At 62.1% G+C, this 26,435-nt stretch carries 21 protein-coding genes and 1 CRISPR repeat array; of the genes, 14 read left to right on the top strand and 7 right to left on the bottom strand.

Annotated elements, in window-relative coordinates; genetic code table 11:
- Positions 1-17: 17 nt before the first annotated feature.
- Both Q0603_RS05040 and Q0603_RS05045 read right to left on the bottom strand, forming a co-directional pair.
- Complete coding sequence (locus tag Q0603_RS05040; protein WP_298722980.1) at positions 18-1,319, bottom strand: PotD/PotF family extracellular solute-binding protein; 1,302 nt, start codon at positions 1,317-1,319, stop codon at positions 18-20.
- Positions 1,320-1,357: 38 nt separating this feature from the next.
- The gene (locus Q0603_RS05045; protein ID WP_298722983.1) at positions 1,358-2,329 is read right to left on the bottom strand and encodes an ABC transporter ATP-binding protein; all 972 of its coding nucleotides are present in this window, start codon (positions 2,327-2,329) and stop codon (positions 1,358-1,360) included.
- A 431-nt stretch (positions 2,330-2,760) separates the two neighbouring features.
- Between Q0603_RS05045 and Q0603_RS05050 the strand changes: the two genes are divergently transcribed.
- A complete protein-coding gene (locus tag Q0603_RS05050; RefSeq protein WP_298722986.1) occupies positions 2,761-3,054 on the top strand; it encodes a hypothetical protein in 294 nt (97 codons plus the stop codon).
- A gap of 116 nt (positions 3,055-3,170) precedes the next feature.
- Complete coding sequence (locus Q0603_RS05055; RefSeq protein ID WP_298722989.1) at positions 3,171-4,154, top strand: transcriptional regulator GcvA; 984 nt, start codon at positions 3,171-3,173, stop codon at positions 4,152-4,154.
- Between the two features lies 1 nt (position 4,155).
- Here Q0603_RS05055 and Q0603_RS05060 read toward each other — a convergent pair whose 3' ends face one another.
- A complete protein-coding gene (locus Q0603_RS05060; RefSeq protein WP_298722993.1) occupies positions 4,156-5,019 on the bottom strand; it encodes a TauD/TfdA family dioxygenase in 864 nt (287 codons plus the stop codon).
- A gap of 174 nt (positions 5,020-5,193) precedes the next feature.
- On the opposite strand from Q0603_RS05060, the gene Q0603_RS05065 reads away from it, so the two are divergent.
- The 10 genes from Q0603_RS05065 (at position 5,194) to Q0603_RS05110 (ending at position 15,329) form a co-directional block, all read left to right on the top strand.
- Complete coding sequence (locus Q0603_RS05065; RefSeq protein WP_298722995.1) at positions 5,194-6,207, top strand: ABC transporter substrate-binding protein; 1,014 nt, start codon at positions 5,194-5,196, stop codon at positions 6,205-6,207.
- Between the two features lie 4 nt (positions 6,208-6,211).
- Positions 6,212-7,045, top strand: a complete 834-nt coding sequence (locus Q0603_RS05070) for an ABC transporter ATP-binding protein (protein WP_298722997.1) — start codon at positions 6,212-6,214, stop codon at positions 7,043-7,045.
- Positions 7,032-7,916, top strand: a complete 885-nt coding sequence (locus Q0603_RS05075) for an ABC transporter permease subunit (RefSeq protein ID WP_298723000.1) — start codon at positions 7,032-7,034, stop codon at positions 7,914-7,916. The genes Q0603_RS05070 and Q0603_RS05075 overlap by 14 nt, the downstream gene beginning before the upstream one ends.
- A 26-nt stretch (positions 7,917-7,942) precedes the next feature.
- A complete protein-coding gene (locus Q0603_RS05080) occupies positions 7,943-8,818 on the top strand; it encodes a TauD/TfdA family dioxygenase (RefSeq protein WP_298723003.1) in 876 nt (291 codons plus the stop codon).
- Between the two features lie 42 nt (positions 8,819-8,860).
- Positions 8,861-9,871 carry a sulfate ABC transporter substrate-binding protein gene (locus tag Q0603_RS05085; protein ID WP_298723006.1) on the top strand — a complete coding sequence of 337 codons (1,011 nt, stop codon included), beginning with the start codon at positions 8,861-8,863 and terminating at the stop codon, positions 9,869-9,871.
- Between the two features lie 2 nt (positions 9,872-9,873).
- Positions 9,874-10,728, top strand: coding sequence for a sulfate ABC transporter permease subunit CysT (gene cysT / locus Q0603_RS05090; RefSeq protein ID WP_298723009.1), 855 nt, complete (start codon positions 9,874-9,876; stop codon positions 10,726-10,728).
- A 2-nt stretch (positions 10,729-10,730) separates the two neighbouring features.
- Entirely contained in the window at positions 10,731-11,615 is an 885-nt protein-coding gene (gene cysW / locus Q0603_RS05095) for a sulfate ABC transporter permease subunit CysW (RefSeq protein WP_298723012.1), read from the top strand.
- A gap of 18 nt (positions 11,616-11,633) precedes the next feature.
- Positions 11,634-12,680, top strand: a complete 1,047-nt coding sequence (locus Q0603_RS05100; RefSeq protein ID WP_298723015.1) for a sulfate ABC transporter ATP-binding protein — start codon at positions 11,634-11,636, stop codon at positions 12,678-12,680.
- A gap of 102 nt (positions 12,681-12,782) precedes the next feature.
- Positions 12,783-14,240, top strand: coding sequence for an FAD/NAD(P)-binding protein (locus tag Q0603_RS05105; protein WP_298723016.1), 1,458 nt, complete (start codon positions 12,783-12,785; stop codon positions 14,238-14,240).
- Positions 14,241-14,327: 87 nt separating this feature from the next.
- Positions 14,328-15,329, top strand: a complete 1,002-nt coding sequence (locus Q0603_RS05110; protein WP_298723019.1) for an ABC transporter substrate-binding protein — start codon at positions 14,328-14,330, stop codon at positions 15,327-15,329.
- 142 nt (positions 15,330-15,471) lie between these two features.
- On the opposite strand, the gene Q0603_RS05115 is transcribed toward Q0603_RS05110, so the two are convergent.
- Positions 15,472-16,611: an FAD-dependent oxidoreductase gene (locus tag Q0603_RS05115; protein ID WP_298723022.1), complete on the bottom strand. Its 1,140-nt coding sequence runs from the start codon at positions 16,609-16,611 to the stop codon at positions 15,472-15,474.
- Positions 16,612-17,018: 407 nt separating this feature from the next.
- A CRISPR array of direct repeats spans positions 17,019-22,410; the repeat unit is 32 nt; unit sequence GTTTCAATCCACGCCTCCGCGCGGGAGGCGAC.
- A gap of 244 nt (positions 22,411-22,654) precedes the next feature.
- Between Q0603_RS05115 and Q0603_RS05120 the strand changes: the two genes are divergently transcribed.
- On the top strand, positions 22,655-23,296 hold the full coding sequence (locus tag Q0603_RS05120) for an IS1595 family transposase (protein ID WP_298723025.1): 642 nt from the start codon (positions 22,655-22,657) through the stop codon (positions 23,294-23,296).
- 161 nt (positions 23,297-23,457) lie between these two features.
- Positions 23,458-24,400 (top strand): IS630 family transposase gene (locus tag Q0603_RS05125; RefSeq protein WP_298723028.1). Its coding sequence is split into 2 segments (ribosomal slippage): positions 23,458-23,793 and positions 23,795-24,400, totalling 942 coding nucleotides; the frame shifts between segments, so codons are not numbered across the junction.
- A gap of 26 nt (positions 24,401-24,426) precedes the next feature.
- Here the strand turns inward: Q0603_RS05125 and cas2 are convergent.
- Genes cas2 through cas4 form a run of 3 tightly spaced genes read right to left on the bottom strand, consistent with a single transcriptional unit; the run spans position 24,427 to position 26,432 of the window.
- On the bottom strand, positions 24,427-24,717 hold the full coding sequence (gene cas2 / locus Q0603_RS05130) for a CRISPR-associated endonuclease Cas2 (RefSeq protein ID WP_298723031.1): 291 nt from the start codon (positions 24,715-24,717) through the stop codon (positions 24,427-24,429).
- 3 nt (positions 24,718-24,720) lie between these two features.
- Positions 24,721-25,761 carry a type I-C CRISPR-associated endonuclease Cas1c gene (gene cas1c, locus Q0603_RS05135; protein WP_298723033.1) on the bottom strand — a complete coding sequence of 347 codons (1,041 nt, stop codon included), beginning with the start codon at positions 25,759-25,761 and terminating at the stop codon, positions 24,721-24,723.
- Positions 25,762-25,787: 26 nt separating this feature from the next.
- Positions 25,788-26,432, bottom strand: a complete 645-nt coding sequence (gene cas4 / locus Q0603_RS05140) for a CRISPR-associated protein Cas4 (RefSeq protein ID WP_298723035.1) — start codon at positions 26,430-26,432, stop codon at positions 25,788-25,790.
- Positions 26,433-26,435 lie beyond the last annotated feature (3 nt).

Here is a 26,435-nt window from a genome sequence, read left to right on the forward strand (position 1 = left end):
GGCCCTCACTTCGCATTTTACGCGGCGATGAACTCGTTCCACTTCTGGACCATGTAGCGGTCCTCGTCCATCACGGCATTCCAGCAGGCGACCTTGCCCATGCGGTCCTCGAAAGAGCCGCCGTCGCGCACCGCGCCCGCTTTCTCCAGCAGCTTGCCTTCCGGGCTGAGGATGTCGGCCTTGGCGGGCTTGCCTTCCATCCAGAAGCCCCACTCATCCTCGCTCATATACTGCTTGGCGGTTTCAAGCACCGCCGAGTAGTAGCCCTGGCGGTTCAGATAGGCGCCGACCCAGCCGGAGAGATACCAGTTGATGTATTCGTAGGCCGCGTCGAGTTCGAGGCCGCTGAGATGCTTGGCGATGCCGAGGCCACCGCCCCAGGCGCGGTAACCTTCCGCCAGCGGCTGGTAAACGCAGGGAATGCCCTTGGCGCGAACGGCGGTGACGGCGGGCGACCACATCGACTGGATGACCACCTCGCCCGAGGCCATCAGGTTCACCGATTCGTCGAAGGTCTTCCAGAAGGCGCGGAACTGGCCGGCCTTCTTGGCCTCGGTCAGGATAGCGATGGTCTTGTCGATCTCGGCGCGGGTCATGTTGCCCTTGTCGCCGTATTTGATCTCGCCCATCGCTTCGCAGATCATCGCGGCATCCATGATGCCGATGGATGGGATGTTCAGGATGGACGTCTTGCCCTTGAACTTCGGGTCCATGATGTCCTTCCAGCTCGTGATCGGACGGCCGACCAGATCCGGACGGATACCGAGCGTGTCGGCGTTGTAGATCGTCGGGATCATGGTCATCCACTGGGTCTGCGACTTGGCGAACTTGGTGGAATCCTTGCCCTCGACGAAGCCCACGGTATGCGGCGCGGTACCCTGCGCGACGGCGCTGTCGGGCTTCAGCTTGCCGTTCAGGAACAGTGGCACGATCTTGTCGACATTCTTGATCCGCTTGGTGTCCATCGGCTGCATCACGCCGGCCGGGAACACCTTTTTGCAGATCCAGTATTCGATATCGGCGATGTCGAAGGATTTCGGCTGGGTCACCGCGCGCTGCGCCACGGCGTCGGAATCGAGCGCCGTCATCTGCAGCGTAATACCGGTATCCTGCTTGCACTTTTCGGCGATGGCATTGAGGTTCGACACGCCGGTGCCGAACTGGCGAAGCGTGATGTTCTTGATGTTCTGCGCCCAGATCGTGGGGAATCCGGTGATGGCGCCGCTGCCCGCCGCCAGGCCGACGCTCGCAGCCGCCCCCTTGAGTATGGTCCGGCGATTTATGCCACGCGCTTTCCCCGTCAACTTGTCCTTAGCCATGTCAGCCTCCGCTGTTATATGCGGCTTTAGCCGCGCCTTTATTCCTCGAGGACATGCACGTCTTCGAGTTTCCACGACACCGTGACCGGATCGCCTGGAGCGACCGGGGCGGTGAAGAACCTGTTTTCGGGTATCGCAACGAGGAAACCGTCCGCCTCCGCCGCGCCATTGCCGGCCCGGCTGACGCCAACATGCACGACGCTGCCGAGATATTCGACGGCACGGACGGTGCCCGCAAAACCGCTTTCTCCCGCCGCCGGCGGAGCAAGCGATGCGCGGTCGGCGCGGACCGAGATCGTCCGTCCATTGTCCTGAAGGATGTTGTGGCCGCCGATGAAGCGGGCGACGAAAGCGGTGCGCGGATGATTGAAAACCTCGCGCGCGGTATCCGCCTGCTCGATCCGGCCTTTATTCATCACCACGACCAGATCGGCGAGCGCCATCGCCTCTTCCTGGCTATGGGTGACGTGGATGAAGCTGATGCCGAGCTCTTTCTGCAGGCGCTTCAGTTCTTCGCGCATCTTGGCGCGCAGGAAGGGATCGAGCGCGGATAGCGGCTCATCGAGCAGCAGAACGCTCGGTCCGGTGATCAGGGCGCGGGCGAGCGCCACGCGCTGCTGCTGGCCGCCCGACAGCTGGGATGGCAGGCGCGCAGCATAATCCTGCATGTCGACCAGCCGGAGCATGTCGAGCGCGCGCGCCCGGCGCTCGGTCTTGCCGACGCCTTTCATCTTCAGGCTGAAGGCGACGTTGTCGACGCAGTCCAGATGCGGAAACAGCGCATAATTCTGGAACATCATCGCCGTGCCGCGCCGTGCTGGCGGCAGGTCGTTGACCACGGTATTGCCGAGCAGGATGTCGCCGTCGCTGACATCCTCGTGGCCTGCAATCATGCGCAGTGTGCTGCTTTTCCCGCAGCCGCTCGGCCCCAGCAGACAGCAATAGGTTCCGGCCGGAATTTTGAGGCTGATGGAATCGACCGCTATGGCCTGGCCATAGCGCTTCGTCACAGCCGCAAGCTCTATATCGCCCCTGTTTGCCAACTTGCCCCGTCCGCAGCGTTTCTACGGCGGGGAGCATTGCAAGCCGGATGCCATTTGTTTGAGGACAAGCAATAAGCGAGATAGGAGCAGTATGGGCGCTGTGCAGATGTCTATTTATTGGGCGCTCGCCTAGGATGCGGGCGTTTTATCGCCGCTTCCGTCTGGTTGAACGCTACGTCAAGCCCGCCAGGGCAAGAATATCGAATCCCGTTTGCGCGTCCGGCAAAGAACTCTCATTCAACTTGAGGGATCGCCTCGTCATTATGAATACAGACTATGCCGCCAGACCAACACACAGGTCCAATACGGGGCTTACACTGGGCTAACCCTGGGCGGCGAGCCGGCAACGCTGATCACGGCCTGGCAGGCGTCGTGCTCACTATGAATGGAGCACACAGATGAGCATCAATCGCAATGGCAACGGCCATAACCAAGATGGCCATATGAAAATCGCGAAATCCTCCGGCCGGTCGTCTGAGCGCCGGCCGGGGTTGCCGCAGCGTCTGTCTGCCGCTTACCGCGCCTTCCTCAATCCCAGGCGCCTGGCCCGGCCGGCGAACGATGATTGCTGCGATTCACGGCAGATCGAGATCGATCCGATGTTCCTCACCACCGAGATGCCAGCGATTACGGATCTGATCGGGCTCAGTTTTCTGCCCTTTGACCGGGATGACTACCGGTCGCCCGACTAAAGGGTGTCTCAGTATATTTCACTAAAAGTAAGTGTGATAGATAAAATTTTACGGTAGACAAAGCGCAATAAACGCTGCTTTACTTTCCGCCCAGTGAAGCGAGAGCAGCCGGACACATGTTGCGTTCCTCCAATGTGGTGAAATTCGCCCCTTCGGGCCTGGGCACGCCGCGTATGACGAGACGACGTCTGCCGCCTTTGGTGTCGCTGCGCACCTTCGAGGTCGTGGCGCGGCATCTCAGCATCATCAAGGCGGCCGACGAACTCTGCGTCACGCCCGCCGCCGTCAGCCATCAGATCCGCACGCTGGAGGCGCATCTCGGCCAGGCGCTGTTCCGCCGTTCTGGCCGCAACATCGTGCTGACCGAAGCGGGCGAGGCCTGCCTGCCCGGCATCCGCGATGCCTTCCAGCAATTAAGCGATGCCATTGCGCAGATCGACACCCTGGCCGAGGGCGGGGTGCTGACAGTCAGCGTCGCGCCGTCCTTTGCGATCAAATGGCTGGTGCCGCGTCTGGATCGTTTCCAGCAGAAATATCCTGCCATCGACGTGCGCGTCGCGGCATCCAATCAGCTGTCCAATTTCACCAGCGACAATGTCGATGTGGCGATCCGCTATGGCGGCGGGCGCTATCCCGATCTTTATGTCGAACGCCTGTTGCCCGAAGCGGTTTTTCCGGTCTGCAGCCCCGAGCTATACGCCAGGCACAAGTTCAAGACGCCAGCCGATCTGCATGACGTCGTCCTGCTGCACGACGACAGCCCGGACGACGACCAGTCCTGCCCGACCTGGCAGATGTGGTTCAGCGCCGCCAAGGTGAAGGATGCCGACTGGAATCGCGGTCCGCGCTTCACGCAGTCAAGCCTGGTGCTGGAAGCGGCGATCCATGGCAAAGGTGTCGCGCTGGCCAAGGCCACGCTGGCTGCTGCCGATATCGAGGCGGGCCGCCTGGTGCGGCTATTCAATGACGAAACGCCGATCGACTTCGCCTATTACATCGTCGGCCCGCAGCGCAAGATGGCGCAGCCGAAGGTCGCGGCCTTCGTCGAGTGGTTGCGCAGCGAAGTGGCAGCGCACAACGCCACCCAAGATAACGAATAGCTCAGGCTACCGAAGCGAAAGGCTGCCAGCGCGGATCGAGCGAACGGATCTGCGTGCGGTGCAGGCGACGTCGTGCCGCCGGATCGAAGGCATCGCGGCGATGCATCACGGCAATGTTGTTCCACAGCAGCAGATCGCCGGGCTGCCAGCGGTGCCGCAGAATATGCGTCTCCTGCACGGCATGATTCCATAGTTCGTCCAGCAGGCTCTGTGCCGCAACCTCATCCAGCTGTTCGACGACGCGGTTCAGACGTCGGCCAAGAAACAGAGAGGGCCGGCCGCTGAGCGGATTGCTAATCACCAGACCATGCCAAGCGCCCGCGCCATCGGCGGTGTTGTGCCGGCGCGTGCCCGCGCTGGTATAGCCTGCATCATGGAAAACCCGATGCCGTCCGATGCTGTTGCGCAGGCCCAGCGGCAGCGAGGCATAAGCCGCTTCCAGATTGAGGAAATAGGTATCGCCGCCGCTTTCGGGCAGCTCGCGCGCATGCAGCAGGCAGGCGATTGGCGGGTTGCTCACATAGGTCATGTCGCTATGCCAGCCCAGTTCGCCATCGCCAAGGCCGCCCAGCGGTTCGCCATCCTGCTTCTTGATGTTGGAGACGACGGCGATCTCCGGATAACCCTCCGCATGCGACTGTTTTGTATCGAAGCTGGGCGCCGGATCGAGCTGGCCGAATTGCCGGCTGAACAGCAGAAGATCGGCATCGGTCAGATCGTGCTGGCCGCGGAACACCACGACATGCGCGTCGCGCCAGGCATTGAACAATTGCTGCCAGATGCGGTCGGACAATCCGCGCCGAAGATCAATGCCTTTGATTTCAATGCCGAAATTGGGCGAGAGCGGCGTGATTGCGAGAACCATGGCCGACCAGTCTCCATTCTGAATAGTGATGCAGTCCCTATGAATTGAGCATGTCCGCGGAATTTTTCACGCAAATTTTTGTTGTCTCAGAATTAAGAACGTTTGCTTTTGTAGTTTCGTCCCGCGGCCCTATCACTGGTGATGCAAATTCATCAGCGAATAAGGGGCCGTCACATGCGCTTGCACTCCCGGTTAGCCGCCGTCGCGGCGATTACTGCGTCTCTCGGCCTGGCAACCGCAGCCCAGGCGGAAGTCCGCGACATCCGCATCGCGCGGCAATTCGGCCTGACCTATCTGCCGCTGCTGGTCATCAAGAACCAGAAGCTGATCGAAAAGCATACCGAGCGGCAGGGCCTGCCGGCTGCCAGCGTGTCCTGGGTTCGGCTCAGCGGCGCGGCGGCCACCAATGACGCCCTGCTGACCGGCAGCGTCGAATATGCCGCGGCCGGCATCGCGCCTCTGATGACGATCTGGGACAAGACGAAGGGCAGCGCGATTGAGATCAAGGCCGTCGGCGGCCTCGATGCCTCCTCGGTTTTCCTCAACACCAACAATCCGGCGGTAAAAACGCTGAGGGACTTCACCGAGAAGGACCGCATTGCGCTTCCGGCCGTGAAGGTCTCGGTGCAGTCGACCATGCTGCAGATCGCAGCTGAGCAGGTCTTCGGCAAGGGCCAGCATGAAAAGCTGGACCATCTGACGGTGGCTTTGCCGCATCCGGAGGCGCTGGTGGCTCTGACTTCGGGGAAGTCTGAGATCACCGCCCATTTCGCCACCGCGCCGTTCAATCATCAGGAACTGGCCTCGCCGGGCGTGCGCAAGGTGATCTCCTCCTATGACATCTTCGGCGGTCCGACCACCGTAAACGTGCTGTATTCCTCCAGCAAGTTCCGCAACGAGAATCCGAAAAGCTTCCGTGCGGTGCTGGATGCGCTGCGCGAGGCTCATGGCTTCATCGCGGAGAAGCCGGCCGAGGCGGCGCGCATCTATGTCGATGAGGAAAGCCCCAAGCTTTCCGTCGAGGAGGTCGAGAAGCTGCTGCGCGACCCGACCACCCGCTACACGATCGAGGCACTGAATACGCACAAATTCGCCGACTTCCTGCATCGCGTCGGGCGGCTGAAGAACAAGCCCGAATCCTGGCGCGACTATTACTTTGCCGATCTGCACGATCAGCCGGGAAGCTGAAGCCATGACGCCGGCAACCGTCTCGAAATTGCCGACGCCGCTGCTTTCGGTCCGCGGGATCACCCTGCAATACAAGACCGACCGCAGCCTGGTTACGGCCGTGCAGCGGGCCAGCTTCGATGTCCACGGCGAGGACCGTTTCGTCCTGCTTGGCCCATCAGGCTGCGGCAAGTCCACCCTGCTCAAATCCATCGCCGGTTTCCTGCCGCCGGTGGAAGGCGAGATCGTCCTCGATGGCGCACCGGTCGCAGCCCCCGGCCCGGACCGCATCATGGTCTTTCAGGAATTCGACCAGCTTCTGCCCTGGAAGACAGTGCGCGAGAACATCGTCTTTCCGCTGGTCGAAAACCGCGTGCCGCGCCGTGTTGCGGTCGAGAAGGCGGATTCGCTGCTCGCCCGTGTCGGCCTGACGAAATTCGCCGATGCCTATCCGCATACCTTGTCGGGCGGCATGAAGCAGCGCGTGGCCATCGCCCGCGCCATGGCGCTGGAGCCGAAGGTCCTGCTGATGGACGAGCCTTTTGCGGCGCTCGACGCGCTCACCCGCCGGCAGATGCAGGATGAACTGCTGCGCCTGTGGGACGAGGTCGGCTTCACGCTGCTCTTCGTTACCCATTCCATCGAAGAAGCAATCATCGTCGGCAGCCGCATCCTGCTGCTGTCGCCGCATCCGGGCCGCGTGCGGGCGGAATTGAACGTGCCTGCCAATCTGCAGCAGGGCGGGGGAGAGGCCCAGAGCGCGCTCGGCCGGCGCATCCACGGGATGCTGTTCGGCGAGGATTTGGGGGAAGAATTTGGTGGCGACCGGTCGTGGAGGCGCGTGCATGGTCACGCTTGAGCGAAGTCCCGCCTTGGTCGAGCGGCCGGAATATGTCCGTCCGGTCGAGCAGGCTCTGGGCGATGTCGAAATCAGCCGCCAGCTCAGCTGGCCCGAGCGCGTCTTTCGCATCGATGCCGTGCGACAGGTTTCGCTGCTGATCCTGCTGGCGGCGATCTGGCAGATCTATGCCGCCGCGGTGAGCAATCCGCTGGTCATCCCGACCTTCCGCGACACGATCGATGCACTGTGGCAGGGCATCGTCGACGGGCCGATCCTGCTGCGCGCCTGGACATCGCTGAAGCTGCTGGCGATTGGCTATGCCGCCGGTATCGCGGTGGCCACGATTCTGACCCTGGCGGCGATCTCGACCCGCCTCGGTACGGATCTGCTCAGCCTGCTCACGGCGATGTTCAATCCGCTGCCCGCCATCGCCTTGCTGCCGCTGGCGCTGCTGTGGTTCGGTCTGGGCGAGAAAAGCCTGATCTTCGTGCTGATCCATGCCGTGCTGTGGCCTTTGGCGCTCAATGCCTATAGCGGCTTTCTGGGCGTGAGCACGACGCTGCGGCTGGCGGGCAGAAGCTTCGGCCTGAAAGGGCCGCGCTATGCCTTCAAGCTGCTCATCCCGGCGGCCTTCCCGACCATCCTTACCGGCCTGAAGATCGGCTGGGCCTTTGCCTGGCGCACGCTGATCGCGGCGGAACTTGTCTTCGGCGTCAGCTCCGGCGCCGGCGGGCTGGGCTGGTTCATCTACGAAAACCGCAACCAGCTTGAAATCGCCAGCGTCTTCGCCGGGCTGCTCACCGTCATCGTCATCGGCCTGCTGGTCGAAAGCGTCATCTTCCGCAGCATCGAACGCATCACCGTCCGGCGCTGGGGCATGCAGCAATGATCACCCGCTAGCAGAGGAGTTCCGTCATGGGTGCATGGCAAACCAAACCCGACTTCGCCTATCGCCGCTTCGATGCACCTCTGGGCGGCGAGATCGTCGGCCTCGATCTGTCCAAGCCGCTGAGCGACGATACCTTCACGGCCATCCGCAACGCTTTTCTGGAATCGCAGGTGCTGGTCTTCCGCAACCAGCATGACCTGACCCCTGAGCAGCATGTCGCCTTCAGCCGCCGCTTCGGCGAGCTGCAGATCCATGTGCTGAAGGAATTCCACCTGCCGGGCCATCCGGAAATCCTGGTTGTCTCCAACGTGGTGGAGAACGGCCGCAAGATCGGCCTGGGCGATGCCGGCCGCTACTGGCACTCGGATCTGTCTTACGTGGCTGAGCCCAGCCTTGGTTCCCTGCTGCATGCCCAGGAACTGCCGGAGGAAGAGGGCGATACGATCTTCGCCAATATGTATCTGGCCTATGAGGAGCTGCCGAAGGAAATCAAGCAGCGCATCGCGTCGCGCCGCGCGATTCATTCCTACACGCTGAAATACGACGCGCTGCGGGCGCTTTCCAATGCCCGCAATCCGCTGACCGAGGAGCAGAAGGCGCAGGTGCCGCCGCAAAGCCATCCGGTCGTGCGCACGCATCCGGAAACCGGCCGCAAGGCACTGTTCGTCAGCGAGGGCTTCACCGCCCGGATCGAGGGCATCCCCGAGGCGGAGAGCGAGGAGCTGCTGAAATACCTGTTCTCGCACTCCACCCAGCCGGCCTTCACCTATCGCCATCGCTGGGAGCCGGGCGACCTCGTCTTCTGGGACAACCGCTGCACGATCCATCTGGCCACCGGCTGTCCGCCAGGCCAGCGCCGCACGCTGTACCGCACCACCGTGAAGGGTGACGTGCCCTACTGAACCGCCGGACCAGACACCGCATAACCAGAAGGAAAAAACGCTATGCGACGCACCATCCTGAAAACCCTGCTGGCCGTGGCTGCCAGTGCTGTGCTGCCGCTATCGGCCGCCAGCGCGCAGGAGCTCACCTTTCTGAACGTCTCCTACGATCCGACCCGTGAACTGTATCAGGCGTTCAACGCAAGCTTCGCCAAGGTCTGGCAGGAGCAGACCGGCCAGAAGGTCCAGCTTCGCCAGAGCCATGGCGGCTCGGGCAAGCAGGCCCGCTCGGTGATCGACGGCCTGGAGGCCGATGTCGTCACCCTGGCCCTGGCTTACGACATCGACGCGATTGCGGAACGCGGATTGCTGGCGCAGGACTGGCAGAAGCGCTTTCCGGATAATGCCTCGCCCTATACCTCGACCATCGTCTTCCTGGTGCGCAAGGGCAATCCCAAGGGCATCAAGGACTGGGACGATCTGGTCAAGCCGGATGTGAAGGTGATCACGCCGAATCCGAAAACCTCGGGCGGCGCGCGCTGGAACTATCTCGCCGCCTGGGGCTATGCCGAGCGCAAGACCGGCAGCAAGGAAGAGGCGCAGAAATTCGTCCAGCAGCTTTACCGCAATGTTCCGGTTCTCGATACCGGCGCGCGTGGTTCCACCATCACCTTTGTCCAGCGCGGCATCGGCGATGTTTTCTTAAGCTGGGAAAACGAAGCCTTCCTGGCGATCAACGAACTGGGCAAGGATAAATTCGAGATCGTCGTGCCCAGCGTCTCGATTCTGGCGGAACCGCCGGTTGCCATTGTCGACAAGGTGGTCGACAAGCGCGGCACGCGCAAGCTGGCCGAGGCCTATATCAAGCACCTCTACAGCAAGGAAGGCCAGGAAGTCGCAGCCAAGAACTACTACCGTCCGCGCAACGCCGAGGTGGCGGCGAAATACGCCGATCTGTTTCCCAAGGTGAATCTGTTCAACATCGATGAGCAGTTCGGCGGATGGACTGCCGCGCAGAAGACGCACTTCTCCGATGGCGGCGTATTCGACCAGATCTACAAGCCTGGAAACTAAGGTTGTCCGCTACCATCTCGCGACTGCCGTTCAAGCCTCAGCCCAGTGTGATCCCCGGTTTCGGGATCACACTGGGTCTGACGCTGTTCTGGCTGACCCTCATCGTTCTGATCCCGCTGGTGAGCCTCTTCCTCAAATCGGCGAGCCTCGGCTGGCCGAGCTTCTGGGAGATCATCACGGCGCCGCGCGTGCTGCTCGCCCTGCGGCTGAGTTTCAGCACCTCTTTCATTGCCGCAGCGGTCAACGGCATCTTCGGCCTGCTGGTCGCCTGGGTGCTCGTGCGCTACGAGTTTCCCGGCCGGCGGCTGGTCGATGCCTTGATCGATATCCCCTTCGCCCTGCCGACGGCCATTGCCGGCATCGCCTTGACGACGCTCTGGGCGCAAAGCGGCTGGCTCGGCGCGCTGGTTGCGCCGCTGGGCATCGAGGTTGCCTTCAAGCCGCTTGGCATCGTTATCGCCCTGATCTTCGTCGGCCTGCCCTTCGTGGTGCGAACGGTGCAGCCGGTGTTGCAGGACTTCAACAAGGAGGTTGAAGAGGCAGCCGAAAGCCTCGGTGCCCGGCCCTGGCAGATCTTCTTCAACGTGATCCTGCCCAGCATCATGCCAGCGGCGCTGGCCGGCTTTGCACTCGCCTTTGCCCGAGCTTTGGGCGAATACGGCTCGGTGATTTTCATCGCCGGCAACCTGCCGATGGTGTCCGAGATCGCGCCGCTGCTGATCGTGATCAAGCTGGAGGAATTCTCCTATCCGGAGGCAACCGCCATTGCCGCCGCGATGCTGGTGATCTCCTTCATCCTGCTGCTCATCATCAATGCCCTGCAGCGCTGGGCCGAGCGCCGCGAAAGGCGGAGGTAGATATGGCCGGTCTTGCTTTCACCGCCCGTCCGCGCAAGCCGGGTGCCAACGGTAAACCGGGGCAGCGCGTGACGCAGGCCGTTCTCATTGGCATTGCCGTGCTTTTTCTGGGCATCTTCATCGTCCTGCCTCTGGCAATTGTCTTTTCGATGGCGCTGAGCCAGGGCTGGGCGGCCTATGTGGATGCGCTGGTGGAGCCTGACGCCATCTCCGCGATCAAGCTGACCCTGCTCACTGCCGCGATCACGGTTCCGGCCAATATGATCTTCGGCCTCTTGGCGGCCTGGGCGATCACCAAGTTCGAGTTCCGCGGCAAAAGCTTCCTGATCACGCTGATCGATCTGCCTTTCTCGGTCTCGCCGGTGATTTCCGGCCTCGTCTTCGTGCTGCTCTTCGGCTTGCAGGGCTGGTTCGGCCCCTGGCTGCAGGAACATGATCTGAAGGTCGTCTTTGCCGTGCCGGGTATCGTGCTGGCGACCATGTTCGTTACGTTTCCCTTCGTTGCCCGCGAACTGATCCCGATCATGCAGGAACAGGGCACCGAAGAGGAGGAAGCGGCGTTCACGCTCGGCGCTTCGGGCTGGCAGACCTTCTGGCGGGTCACCCTGCCGAATGTGAAATGGGCTTTGCTCTATGGCGTCTTATTGTGCAACGCCCGCGCCATGGGCGAATTCGGTGCGGTTTCAGTCGTGTCTGGGCATATCCGGGGGCATACCAATACGATGCCGCTGCATGTCGAAATCCTTTATAACGAATATAATTTCGTTGCGGCTTTTGCTGTGGCATCGCTGCTGGCCCTGCTGGCGATCGTGACCTTGATTTTAAAAAGCGTTCTGGAATGGAAATTGGCGCGCGACCGCAAGCAGCCGATCGTCCATACGGCATAAGAAGGGCAGGACGGGGATATGCGTATTGAAGTCGTCGGCGTCAGCCGGCAATTCGGTGAGTTCAAGGCGCTCAAAGATGTCAGCCTTACGATTCAGTCGGGCGAGCTGGTGGCTCTGCTCGGCCCGTCGGGTTCGGGCAAGACGACCCTGCTGCGTGTGATCGCCGGCCTGGACTGGGCCGATGCGGGCGACATCAAGTTCGATGGTGTCAGCGCTTCGACCCGCAGCGTGGGCGAACGCCATGTCGGCTTCGTGTTCCAGCATTATGCGCTGTTCCGCCACATGACGGTGTTCGACAACGTCGCTTTCGGCCTGCGCGTGCGGCCACGCAAGGAGCGTTACTCCAACGCCGAGATCGAGGCGCGCGTCAACGAATTGCTGCAGCTCGTGCAGATCGACTGGCTGGCCGACCGCATGCCAGCGCAGCTTTCCGGCGGCCAGCGGCAGCGTGTGGCGCTGGCGCGCGCGCTTGCCATCGAGCCGCGCGTGCTGCTGCTGGACGAGCCGTTCGGTGCGCTGGATGCGAAAGTGCGCAAGGAGCTTCGCCGCTGGCTGCGCCGCCTGCATGAGCAGCTTGGCATGACCTCGGTCTTCGTTACCCACGACCAGGAAGAGGCGCTGGAACTCGCCGACCGCGTGGTGGTGATGAACAAGGGCCGTATCGAGCAGATCGACACGCCCGGCCAGCTTTACGACAATCCGTCCACGCCCTTCGTCAGCCGCTTTCTGGGCGACAGTAACGAACTCGATTGCCATGTCGCGGCCGGCTCAGTGCTGCTGCCCGGATTGGATACTTCGGCCTTGCCGCGCGTTTCGGTACCGAATGGACCTGCGAAGCTTTATGCACGGCCGCATGATATTGCGATTTCCGCTGCGGAAGACGGCGAGGCCTGCGTCCGCTTCATCTCTGCTGTGGGCGCCAATATCCGCATCGAGGCCGAACTGCCCGATGGTCGAGTCGTCGAACTGACCCGCACGCGCGAGGAACAGGCGGAAGATCCGGTCGCCGTCGGTGCCCGGGTCGGCTTGCGGCTCTACCGTGCACAGGTCTACCCGGCCGGATAAGTCACTGATTCATTATAGACTAGTTCGGGATCGGCAGAGTTCCATCCGCTCGGCAAAAAATTCTAACTATATTTTCCAGCGCGATTGCGTTCTTCTGGACGCATGACGGAGCCTAGCCTACGCACCATAACCGCTTTACGGATCGCCATCGTGGGCGGCGGTCTCAGCGGTGCCGCCATTCTTCTCTCGCTGCTGCGCCATGGCTGCGCCGTGCCGCTCAGCATCACGGTCTTTGAGCCGCGCGGCGTCATCGGCGCTGGCCTTGCTTATGGCGAAGCCGCTTCCTGGCATCTGCTCAACGTTCCGGCCAAGCGCGCCAGCATGACCGACGACGCCGATCACTGGTGGCGCTGGGCGCGCACCAACGGGCCGCGCCATGGCTGGCAGGACTGCGCCGCTGCCGGTCCGGACAGCTATCTGCCGCGGCGGCTCTTCGGCCATTACGTCACCGATATCGTCTCGGCCGCCATCCGTACGCAGCCGTCGCATATGCGCGTCGATCTCAGCCGCGCGCCGGTGCAGGCGCTGCTGCCGAACCGCGATGGTGGCTATGTGCTGCGCACGGAAGATGGCCGCTTCCACGATGCCGATACGGTGATCCTTGCGCCGGGCGCATGCAGTCCGTCGACGCGGCTTGCGGGGCTTGATGCCATCGAAGGCGATCAATTGGTCGACGATCCATGGGATCTGGATCAGCTTGGCCGCATCCGCCGCAATGCCCATGTCCTCATCATCGGTTCGGCGCTGACCATGGCCGATACGGTTCTGTCACTGCGGCGGCTTGGGCATCGCGGCCGCATCGATGTGCTGTCGCGTCACGGCATCGTGCCGGAAGCGCGGCGCGATGTTGCGGCTGAAGCCTCATGCCTGACGCCCGACATAGCGCAGGAAGGCCTGAGCCGTCTGCTGCGGCGCCTGCGCCAGGAAATCCGGTCCGGCGCGCAGGACTGGCAGGCGGTCTTTGAGGGATTGCGCCCGGAGACCCAGGCCATCTGGATGAATCTGCCGCCTGATGCGCGCCGCCGCTTCGCGCGCCATCTGCGCACCATCTGGGATTCGCACCGCTTCCGCATGCCGCCCTCGACGGCTGAAGAACTGGAAGAGCTGCAGGCCGAAGGCATACTTCGCTTTCATACCGGGCGTCTCATATCTGCAACGGCCAGCGAGACCGGCCTTCGCATCGAATATCGCGAACGGTATGGCAGCGTGCATAAGACGCTGCATGTCCAGGCGGTGATCAACTGTACCGGCCCGCGCGGCAGCCGCGCGGACGCGGACACCGTCTTGCTCGCCTCGCTGCGGCAGGAGGGGCTGCTGCAGGACGATGTCTCCGGCCTCGGCTGGCAGGCCACGCCGCTCGGCAACCTGATCGATGCCGCAGGCCAGGTTCAGCCCCGGCTTTTTGCGCTGGGCCCGCCGCTGCGCGGTACCTTGCTCGAATGCACGGCGATCAACGAAATCCGTCAGCAGGCGGAGTTGCAGGCAAAGGCGATCCTGCAAGGCGCTCAGTCCGGCAAGCCGCTTTCCGCGCAGCAGGCGCTGCGGCCGGAATGGGTCTAAAAAACTAAATTCTTGTTTCAGTAAAACTGAATCATTTTTCGGCGCAGCGCCGACTAGTTTGATCCGAAGCTCAGACGGAGGATCGAAATGGTCAAGTTCTTGCGCGCTGCGACATTGGCTTTGTTTGCCGGCCTGCTGGCATCGCCTGGCTATGCGGAGGTCGGCGAGGTGCGTCTCGCCCGCCAGCTTGGCCTTGGCTATTTGCAGCTTTATGTGATGGAGGAGCTGCGCCTGGTCGAAAAGCATGCCGGACAGCGCGGGCTGAAAGACCTCAAGGTGAGCTACAAGCCGCTCGGCAGCCCGGCGGCGATCAACGACGCGCTTTTGTCGGGCTCCGCGGATTACGGTGCCGCGGGCGTTACGCCCTTCATCATTCTGTGGGACAAGACCCGCGGCAATGCGGAGGTTAAGGCGATTGCCGCGCTGAATGCCCAGCCTGCCTTCCTGAACGCGGTCGATCCGCGCCTGAAGTCGCTGCGTGATTTCAAGGATACCGATCGCATCGCGCTACCTTCGGTGAAACTCTCGCTACAGGCCATTCTGCTGCAGATGGCGGCCGAGCAGGTCTTCGGCCCCGGCCAGCAGAACAAGCTCGATCACATCACGGTGTCGCTGGCGCATCCGGACGGCGTGGCGGCACTGACTTCGGGCCGCACGGAAATCAACGCCCATTTCACCAGTCCACCTTTCCAGTACCAGGAGCTGCAGAACGAAAAGGTGCACCGCGTCCTAAGTTCCTATGAGATCACCGGCGGGCCGGCGAGTTTCAGCGCGATCTGGACGACGGCGAAATTCCGCCAGGACAATCCGAATGTCTATGCCTCGGTCCAGGCAGCGGTGGAGGAAGCGACCTCCTACATCAATGCCAATCGCAGCGAGGCAGCCCGCATTTTCATCAAGCGCGACAATTCCAAGCTGCCGCAGGAATTCATCGAGCAGATGCTGAACGATCCCGACATCATCTATTCGACCGCGCCGCAGAATGTGGAAAAATACAGCGACTTCCTGTTCCGCACCGGTGCGATCAAGGCGCAGCCGAAATGGCGCGACCTGTTCTTTCCCGAGCGGCATGCCGAGAAGGGCAGCTAAAGCAGCGTCAGGTCAGCGTCAGCGGAAGCGTTGCGGAAAGTAAGCGGCGTCGGTGTCGGACGGCTGGTTTTCGCCGATCATGGCGATGACCTTGCGTGCCGATGCCGGCGCCATCGCGATGCCCGAATGGCCATGGCCGAAATTAAAAAAGAATGTCGCGGCTGGCGCTGGACCGACCCAGACAGGGCAGGCCGTCCGGCGTCGAAGGGCGGTGGCCCATCCAGCGCGACAGGCGCGGCGCCGCGCATTGTTTCGCCAGCGCCGGGAACACCTTCGGAAGATAGGACAGAAGTATCTCGGCACGGCGCCAGTCGGGTGGCGCGGTCAGGCTCGACAGTTCCACCTGCCCGGCGACGCGCAGTCCCTGATCTGTCATGGTGATCGCCATCTTGCCGTCCCGCGGCATCACCGGATGGCGCGGCACGTAATTGGGATCGGCCAGCACGATGTGATAGCCGCGCTCGCTTTCCAGCGGGACAAAGTCGCCCGCCTGCGATGCCAGCGGCTGCGACCATGCGCCAGCGCAGACAATGGCGATGTCGCAGGCAAGCAAACCACTGTCATGCCTCACAGCCTTCAGGCGGCCGTCGGCCATTTCAAAACCCGTGACCCGCGCCTGCACGAAGTCAGCGCCACGCTCACAGGCATGCGCGACAAGTGCTGCAACGAAGCCGCCCGGATCGGTCAGATGCGCGCCGTCCTCGACTAGAATCCCGAAGCGGTAATGATCGGCCAGCCCCGGCTCCAGCGCGCGCAGCTCATCCTGCTCGATGGGCCGACAGCGCACGCCGCGCACCTTGCGCAGTTCCCATTCCATCGCCTCCTGCGCAAAGTCATTCCGGTCGGCAAAAACATGCAGCAGTCCGTTGGAGACGACAAAGCGCCCAAGGCCCGCCATGCGTGCCGTTTCACGATAGGCTGAAGGTGCATCCTGCAGAAGACGGTTTCGCGCATCGGCAACCGCCTCGACCTTTTGCATCGAAGCGCCGGCTGCAAGGAAGCGCAGCAGCCATGGAGTCAGCTGTGGCAGATGCGTCCAGCGGATGGCAAACGGGCCCAATGGGTCGGCCAGCATGGCCGGCACCTTGCGCCACAGGCCGGGCATCGACATTGGCAGGATCGAAGCGGGGCTGATCCAGGCACCATTGCCGAAACTGGCGGCCCGGTCGGAGCCGGGCTCGGCCGGATCGATCAATGTCACGCGATGACCGGCGCGCAGCGCCTCAAGCGCGGTGAAGGCGCCGACGATGCCGCTTCCGATCACCAAAACACGCAATGTCATGTAAAGGATTCTGTGATCATGTGTGATACAGTTTACGTGTACATTTTCGTGAGGATTTGTCCCATTTAGCAGCGTAGGGAGCGCGTTGTCTATCGCACTCTGGTAGATTTGGCTCACTTGATCAGGTTGCCAAGAAGGGCAGCTTGATGATGGGTTATCACTTAAGGGAACGATCATCCCCAGTGTCTAGCCGCGCAGCCAGGTAGCTTGGCATCTTAGAGATACTGATTATCCCCAATCACTTTGAAGAGCTTATCCAGCGGCTGGGTTGACATACGCCTATATTACATAGGCGCTACCGTCAGAGTCTTCTCGGCCGTCCCGCGCGGCTATAAAAAACAGGCAAATAACTGTTCTTCTCTGGGCTTGGGGATACGCAGTTCCATTGTCCCAGACCGACGAGTAGCGTTTCAATCCACGCCTCCGCGCGGGAGGCGACCTTTGCTCGATGTCCGTGAACATCGCCAGCCGCATGTTTCAATCCACGCCTCCGCGCGGGAGGCGACGGCATGGGAGCGCTGACATGCTGCTGACCGAAGAAGTTTCAATCCACGCCTCCGCGCGGGAGGCGACCGTCAGAAATGGATGCAATGCGGTCGCAGCCGCAGTTTCAATCCACGCCTCCGCGCGGGAGGCGACTGCTTGCGTTCGTGAACAACGGCGGTAACGGAACGTTTCAATCCACGCCTCCGCGCGGGAGGCGACACGGTGGCATCATCGTCAAGCGCAAGACCAACCCGTTTCAATCCACGCCTCCGCGCGGGAGGCGACGAGCAATCCCGCTCCTTTGGGGACAGGCAATGAAGTTTCAATCCACGCCTCCGCGCGGGAGGCGACGTGAAAAACGGTCACGGATCCGGGCAGCGCAAGTTTCAATCCACGCCTCCGCGCGGGAGGCGACCAGCGAGACACCAAACCCAACCGCGACGCAGGAGTTTCAATCCACGCCTCCGCGCGGGAGGCGACTGGCAATTCGCTGGAAGACGCTTGCGGTTACCATGTTTCAATCCACGCCTCCGCGCGGGAGGCGACTGGACGATTTCGACGATTACGAGCTGACCGTCCTGTTTCAATCCACGCCTCCGCGCGGGAGGCGACCCGTCCCCCGGTCCTAGATAGGAGAGAGAGAATGGTTTCAATCCACGCCTCCGCGCGGGAGGCGACTCGGCGGCGGCCACGTCGAACGCGGCCTGATCGGTGTTTCAATCCACGCCTCCGCGCGGGAGGCGACCAGCGGTGGCTACATCTCCGCTCCGAAGCAGCAGTTTCAATCCACGCCTCCGCGCGGGAGGCGACTCTCGCCGTGACGTCTGAAAATCGCGGCACCGTCCAGTTTCAATCCACGCCTCCGCGCGGGAGGCGACTTCAACGATAAGCCGCGTTTTAAGACCCGCAACAGTTTCAATCCACGCCTCCGCGCGGGAGGCGACCCCATCATGCAGGTCTACATGCGGCAGCTGACCGAGTTTCAATCCACGCCTCCGCGCGGGAGGCGACGGCGGTCGATCATGCGGCCCCTTCCCCGGCATCGGTTTCAATCCACGCCTCCGCGCGGGAGGCGACCTGCGGTGTCGCCGCGGTTCAGGGCCTCAATATCCAGTTTCAATCCACGCCTCCGCGCGGGAGGCGACGCGGGTTTTAGTTTGCCTGACCCGTTTACATGGGAGGTTTCAATCCACGCCTCCGCGCGGGAGGCGACCACCGGACGGGTGCGAGATATTGGATAGTCATTGTGTTTCAATCCACGCCTCCGCGCGGGAGGCGACGCTATACACGGTCTCGCGCTACCTGCAGCCGCAGGTTTCAATCCACGCCTCCGCGCGGGAGGCGACTCTCCGGGTCCTTGTAAGGCATCGTGATCTCCAAAGTTTCAATCCACGCCTCCGCGCGGGAGGCGACCCGTAGTCCCAGCCGGTGTTGCGCTTGACCACGCTGTTTCAATCCACGCCTCCGCGCGGGAGGCGACATTGGAGGGTGAGCCATGACCTACTACATTGTTGTTTCAATCCACGCCTCCGCGCGGGAGGCGACGTGAAGGGCTGACCGTCAACTGACCGCCGATGGTGTTTCAATCCACGCCTCCGCGCGGGAGGCGACTCGGGCTCGCACTCGCTTGCCTTGGTAACGGCAGCGTTTCAATCCACGCCTCCGCGCGGGAGGCGACTTCCCCAGGGCCAGAGCCGTCGCAGCCAGTTGCCGTTTCAATCCACGCCTCCGCGCGGGAGGCGACTGCTTGGCTGGGGTGATCGCCTGATCCCCGACAAGTTTCAATCCACGCCTCCGCGCGGGAGGCGACGCAGGCCAACCGGTGATAGGTCCGGGTGCCGGAGTTTCAATCCACGCCTCCGCGCGGGAGGCGACTTGCTGGCCGCTGGCATGACGCGCGACAACGTTGTTTCAATCCACGCCTCCGCGCGGGAGGCGACCCTCGCCGCCACGCAATCCACCGGATACCGGCTGGTTTCAATCCACGCCTCCGCGCGGGAGGCGACCGCGTCGCGTGCAAGCAATGCGCGCCGCCGCGCGCGTTTCAATCCACGCCTCCGCGCGGGAGGCGACTAGCGGATCCAATGTCACCGGCTTCACACTGGATGTTTCAATCCACGCCTCCGCGCGGGAGGCGACCCCAACCCCACGCTAGCCTCCTTTTGTGCTTATCGGTTTCAATCCACGCCTCCGCGCGGGAGGCGACTCCATGCGCTCGGCCTGGCTGATCGGGTTCCAAAGTTTCAATCCACGCCTCCGCGCGGGAGGCGACATGGGGTATCGAAGGGGTATCGGATGCCCTATCGGTTTCAATCCACGCCTCCGCGCGGGAGGCGACGGACCGCCCGTGTGCTGCCCCTCGATCGGTCGGCAGTTTCAATCCACGCCTCCGCGCGGGAGGCGACTTTTCGAGAGCGGCGAGGTCGTCGAGTGCATCGAGTTTCAATCCACGCCTCCGCGCGGGAGGCGACCACTGCTGGCGAACCCGCGTATGTGGCTCGATAAGTTTCAATCCACGCCTCCGCGCGGGAGGCGACCGCCACCAACGACCATAATGACGGCCTGATCACCGTTTCAATCCACGCCTCCGCGCGGGAGGCGACTTAACTCGGGCGGCTTGAGATACCTGCGCCACCAGTTTCAATCCACGCCTCCGCGCGGGAGGCGACTGGCCAGGCGGGCACTCGATCTTGTCGATACCGAGTTTCAATCCACGCCTCCGCGCGGGAGGCGACAGATCGACCTCGACTCCCTGCTGGACTGGGCGACGTTTCAATCCACGCCTCCGCGCGGGAGGCGACTATCGACGCCAGGGATGAAATCTAAGAAGTCATGTTTCAATCCACGCCTCCGCGCGGGAGGCGACACTCCGCCGCATGAAACGGACTGGCACTCAGACAGGTTTCAATCCACGCCTCCGCGCGGGAGGCGACGCAATGGTGCCAATCGGCAGGGCTCCTATAACCGGGTTTCAATCCACGCCTCCGCGCGGGAGGCGACAGTACCGCCCGGCCAATGGGCCGGTGGTCGCGGCGTTTCAATCCACGCCTCCGCGCGGGAGGCGACCAGCGATGGCAAGCTGGATGATGGTGCGCACCATGTTTCAATCCACGCCTCCGCGCGGGAGGCGACGCAGGAGGGCAATCCGAGCAAATCCACGATCATGTTTCAATCCACGCCTCCGCGCGGGAGGCGACAGGCGCTGCAGGACGGCAAGGAGCATCCGACGCAGTTTCAATCCACGCCTCCGCGCGGGAGGCGACTCGCGCGCGCGGCGCGTGCGGCATCATCACGCTGTTTCAATCCACGCCTCCGCGCGGGAGGCGACTGTTGGGATCGATGACCCACAGGCCGTAATCCCGGTTTCAATCCACGCCTCCGCGCGGGAGGCGACGGGTCAGCGCGATCACGCTGCCCAGCATCTCGTCGTTTCAATCCACGCCTCCGCGCGGGAGGCGACATGCGCGTGCCATTGCTCTGCAGGCGCAGGACAGTTTCAATCCACGCCTCCGCGCGGGAGGCGACCTTGGCGAGCGCGAGGCGTGGCCCGTCTGGGCGCTGCAGTTTCAATCCACGCCTCCGCGCGGGAGGCGACTATTTCTCTGTCCGCGACCTCTGCCTGGACGCCAGTTTCAATCCACGCCTCCGCGCGGGAGGCGACGGGGCGTCTGTTCGGTGTCGGCAATGGCGACGTTGTTTCAATCCACGCCTCCGCGCGGGAGGCGACTTCAACGCTTGAACACGGTCGCCAGCCTGCCGAGGTTTCAATCCACGCCTCCGCGCGGGAGGCGACGATATTCGGCGCTGTTATACGGCGCACCACGCAGTTTCAATCCACGCCTCCGCGCGGGAGGCGACGCTCCTGAGAGGTCATGGCGAGACGGCTTGCGCGGTTTCAATCCACGCCTCCGCGCGGGAGGCGACCCGGCTGGTGAACAGCAGGTCGAACGTGCCGTCGTTTCAATCCACGCCTCCGCGCGGGAGGCGACGACGGGCTGGTTAAAAGGCTTGCCGCATAAGCAGTTTCAATCCACGCCTCCGCGCGGGAGGCGACCACTGCTGGCGAACCCGCGTATGTGGCTCGATAAGTTTCAATCCACGCCTCCGCGCGGGAGGCGACCGCCACCAACGACCATAATGACGGCCTGATCACCGTTTCAATCCACGCCTCCGCGCGGGAGGCGACACGGAGGCACATAACCATGACCTACTACATTGTTGTTTCAATCCACGCCTCCGCGCGGGAGGCGACAGTTGGCGATCTGCGGCGGTCATGGGCGGACCTCGTTTCAATCCACGCCTCCGCGCGGGAGGCGACGCGGAGCCTGGCCGTCCGGCGTGCTGGAAGTCGAGTTTCAATCCACGCCTCCGCGCGGGAGGCGACAAGCGACCATCTGCCCGCCTGCCGAACCACTGGCAGTTTCAATCCACGCCTCCGCGCGGGAGGCGACGATGCGCAATCCAGCGGTGTTGGCTGCAATCCGCGTTTCAATCCACGCCTCCGCGCGGGAGGCGACCCGGCGCATTGCTCGCATTCAACGCGGCATTGGCGTTTCAATCCACGCCTCCGCGCGGGAGGCGACGATAATTCTGTTGCTTATGGCAATGGCACTCGAAGTTTCAATCCACGCCTCCGCGCGGGAGGCGACGCGTGCAATTTGGTCCGCAAGCGTGGTTTTGCCGGTTTCAATCCACGCCTCCGCGCGGGAGGCGACCGCCGTTCCAAGTGATCGGCCCGTATCCCGTCCAGTTTCAATCCACGCCTCCGCGCGGGAGGCGACATTAGGCGTCCAGCCCGTCGTATAGAGGACGCGGGTTTCAATCCACGCCTCCGCGCGGGAGGCGACTCCTGATGATTTGCATGATGCGACCGAAAGGATAGTTTCAATCCACGCCTCCGCGCGGGAGGCGACCAGCGGTCATATCCATGTCGGCGGCTCCTTAGACGTTTCAATCCACGCCTCCGCGCGGGAGGCGACGCGCGGCTTCTCCGGCTCGGGCTTCGGGACGACTTGTTTCAATCCACGCCTCCGCGCGGGAGGCGACAGGAGCGCGCAGGGGATTCGTGATCACGGTAGACTTGTTTCAATCCACGCCTCCGCGCGGGAGGCGACCCCAGGCCACGCTGCAGCCCCACTGGCCTAGCGAGTTTCAATCCACGCCTCCGCGCGGGAGGCGACTGGGCGACGGCATTCATGCGGCTTCCTTTCCAGTGTTTCAATCCACGCCTCCGCGCGGGAGGCGACTGCAGTATCCGAAATAGCGCCGCTTGTTGGCCCAGGTTTCAATCCACGCCTCCGCGCGGGAGGCGACCCACTAGTTGTTAAGGCAATGGAATAATTAGGTAAATAGCTGCCGTTATGCGAACGTTTGCAATGGCAGCGCTTAGGACGGTATGGAGCAGTTCTCCAAGGAGCTAAACTATTCACTTATAAAGCATTTGATTTGTCGCGAGTCTCTCGGCCACAAAACTAACGCTTGCACTTCGCACGTGAACCAATCACCGTTTCAGAAGGTAATCCCTAACCAGACGGGCCAAATCCGAGAGGATTTGGCAATGAAACGTTGTCTGTATTGCGGGAAGCGCGGTCCTATCGGCTGGGAGACGGTCGTCTGGAACGCCGAAACTGCGGCCGACGTTTCAACTGGACTTCGGTATGGTCTTCAGTGCGTCTTGCGGATGCCACGAAGCACCGGCGTACTGGACCTGTTTGTGCTCGGCGTGCCGTCTTACTGGCAGCGCTTTCGCGGCGCGGCCAGTTCTGCAGCCCGGGAGCGCTTTTTATCGGCTGCTGGCAAGGTGATCATGTGCGGCCTAGTCAAGCGCAACGGCAAGATCAAGGCGGTGCCAGTCCCAGCGCATAACCAGCTATCGGTGATGCGCGAGATCGAGGCGCATACCTGGGAAGGGGTTTACTATACCGACGAATGGCAGACCTATGCCACACTGAAGCTGCGCGGGGAGCATGTGACGATCCGCAAGGAGAAAGGAAGGTCGGTTGACCGCAACCACATCAATGGCATTGAGGGCTTCTGGTCTTACGCCAAGAACTGGCTCTATCCATATCGCGGTGTGCCCAGGCAATACTTCCATCTTTACCTGGCCGAAATTTGCTATCGCTTCAACCACCGCGACCAGGACCTGAAACCCTTGTGGCTCAAGCTCTTAAAGACAACATCCATCCAACAGATCAGGTAATCCTTGGTCCGGTCTGGCTAGAGCGTAGTTCGATGTCTCTGAATCGTGCCTCGGGACATGTTTGAGACGGTGGTGAGTCCTTTGTGAGTCGGGGCGGATTTCGGGTTTCGGGTTTTCGACGAATCAGATTCACCATTCCTGCTGGTAGGAGGTCAGCAGGGATGGTTCGACCGTATTCGCTGGATTTGCGTGAACGAGTAGTGGCCCGGGTTGCCGCTGGGGAGACCTGCCGCAAGGTGGCGGCAACCTTCGGGGTGAGCGTGGCGAGCGTGGTGAAGTGGTCGCAGCGCTACCGCGCCACCGGGAGTCCGGCGGCCAAGCGGATGGGCAACACGCGACCGCTGCTGCTGCTGGCAGAGCGGGATTGGGTGCTGGGCCGGATTGCCGAGAAATCTGACATCACCCTGCAGGATTTGGTGGACGAGTTGCGTGCGGCGGGCAAGCGGGGCAGCTACGGGTCAGTTTGGCGGTTTCTCAAGGCTGAGGGTATCCGCTTCAAAAAAAAGCCTGCGCGCCAGCGAGCAAGAGCGGCCTGATGTGGCCCGGCGCCGGGAGCGCTGGAAGCGGCATCAGAACAAGATCGATCCGGCCCGCCTGGTCTTCATCGACGAGACCTGGGCCAAGACCAGCATGACCCGCAGCCATGGCCGCTGCGCCAAGGGCCAGCGCCTGATCGGCCGGGTGCCGCATGGCCACTGGCGGACCATGACCTTCCTGGCCGCCCTGCGCTCAGACCGCATCGACGTCCCCTATGTCTTCGACGGGCCGATCAACGGCGAGCGCTTCCGGGCCTATGTGGAGCAATGCCTGGTGCCGACGCTCAAGCCAGGCGACATCGTCGTCCTCGACAATCTCGGCAGCCACAAGAGTGCTGCGGTCCGCAAAGCCATCCGGGCTGCCGGCGCAAAGCTCCTCTTCCTGCCGCCCTACAGCCCCGACCTCAACCCTATCGAGCAGGTCTTCTCCAAGCTCAAAAGCCTGCTCCGAAAGGCAGCTGAACGCAGTGTCGAGGCAACATGGCAACGGATCGGAAGCCTGCTGGACCGCTTCCCGCCACAGGAATGCGCAAACTATCTCAGGAACGCTGGCTATGCTTCGATCTAACGGGATGCCGGTCTAGGAATTACCTTTCAGAATAATAATGGTCCATCCAAATCTATCGTTGGACGGGCACCGACATGCTCCACTCGGCGCTTTCCGTCTGCACCGAGGCGGTAAAAGCGCAGTGAATCCTTTTCGAAGTCAATCTCGTCGATTAGACGTGCGCGCAGGGTTACCCACTGTGCGGGATCGACTTGGCACTCAAAAACAGAGTTCTGCACTCGTTGCCCCAAGTCGCGACAGAGCTTTGCAACCCGACGAAGGCGCCGCCGGCCAGCAGAATCCTGCGTGTTCACATCATAGGTTACCAGCATTAGCATTGCTTATTTCCATAGGAAGGGAGGATATCCGTCGAGATCGCCGCGCAGGTGGCGCGACAGTAGTAGCGCCTGGATATGCGGAACCAGTCCCATCGGCATTGCCTCACCCAGAAACGGATGGCGTATTTCGCGTTTCTTACGTTCTTGCCAAGCTACTAGAACAGCCTTGCGCCCGTCATCGGTCAGCGATACCGCCCCTCCTTCATCAATGCGGAAATCGCGCGTCTTCACCTGTCTCCGGTTAACGAGAGTCAGAACAAGGCGGTCTGCCAGTACCGGCCGCAGTTCTTCCATTAGGTCGAGCGCAAGGCTGGAGCGACCTGGGCGGTCAGTATGAAGAAACCCTACCTGAGGATCGAGCCCTACGCCTTCTAACGCGGATCGGCAATCATGGCCGAGCATCGCATAGAGAAACGATAGTAGGCAGTTAATCCGATCAAGCGGCGGTCTGCGGGAGCGTCCCCGAAACGAAAACGCTTCGCGATCCCCCTGTACCATGGCATCGAAAGTCGCAAAATAGAGTTGTGCTGCCTCGCCCTCGTACCCTCGTAGTGTGGCCACATCCTTGGCATCGGCTGCTAAGCGGGCGACGTGCCAAAGGCGTAATTCTGCTCGTTCAAGCGCAGCTCGTATGTCGGGCGCCATAGTTTCCCCGTGATCTCGGAGTGCGCGGCGCAGCACGGTCCGCTGGTTCGCTGCCTTGGCTGTGACGATACTACGCACGATCGGGGCAGCCTGTATCGGATCGTCGGCAACACGGTACTGTGTACGGCGCAGCAGGACATTGCCAGTGCGTGGACCTTCCACTCGTGCGAGAAACTTGCCTTGAGGTGTCAGAAATGACAGCGTGATCCCCTTCTCAGCGCAAGCCGCCATCAATGTCGGCGAGGCACCTGGACGCGCGAAGCTGACTACACCATCAATCAGGTGCATTGGCACGCGGCCGCGCTCTGCCCCATCGATTTCAATCACGATATTGGCGCCGTCCTTACGCAGCCAACCATCCTCGTTGGTAATGTAGACCGTGTTGAGATGACGGCGCATTGTGGAAGGTCTCCTGCGGCTGGTGCTCAATAGTCCGGCAGGGTTGTAAGCTGGCGTTGCAGCCAGCGACCAACCGACGGCGGTTTTTCGAGCTTCTGCGGACAGCATGCTTGAACGAGTGAGCAGTGACGGCAGGCGGGTGTTGCTTGTGGGGGCGGTGTCCGACCCGAGCTAATCATAGCGCGCGCTTTTGTGGCGATTTGTGCCGTCAGTGCGCGCAATTCCGAATCAAAAGCAATGACATGCCGTTTGTGTGTCTGGCCATAGAACAATGCGCCTTCAGGTACAGGCACTCTAAACATTTCCTCGAGACACAGTGCCTGAGCGCAAAGCTGGACTTCATCTGCGCGGTGCGTTTTGGGTCGTCCTCGTTTGTACTCGACCGGATAAGGCGTCGTCCCGTGGAACTCTACCGCATCGGCCTTACCCGACAGGCCAAGCTTAAAGGAACGTAGCGTCAGCCCACGCACTATCCGGATGCCAGCCCGACGATCAGACCGGCCACTGTCCACCCGAGCGTGTAGCAGTTGCCCTTCGACGGTGGCGCCATCCTCCATCCAGATCCGCTCGATATGAATCAGCGCGCACTGGCGCGAGCAGAACAAATAATGCTGCAGCGCGGACACCGGCACCAGAGCCTCTTCGGCATCTTGGTCCGGGGGAGGCAACATCAC

Origin of the sequence: uncultured Ferrovibrio sp. (assembly GCF_937960835.1) — a bacterium.
GTDB lineage: Bacteria > Pseudomonadota > Alphaproteobacteria > Ferrovibrionales > Ferrovibrionaceae > Ferrovibrio.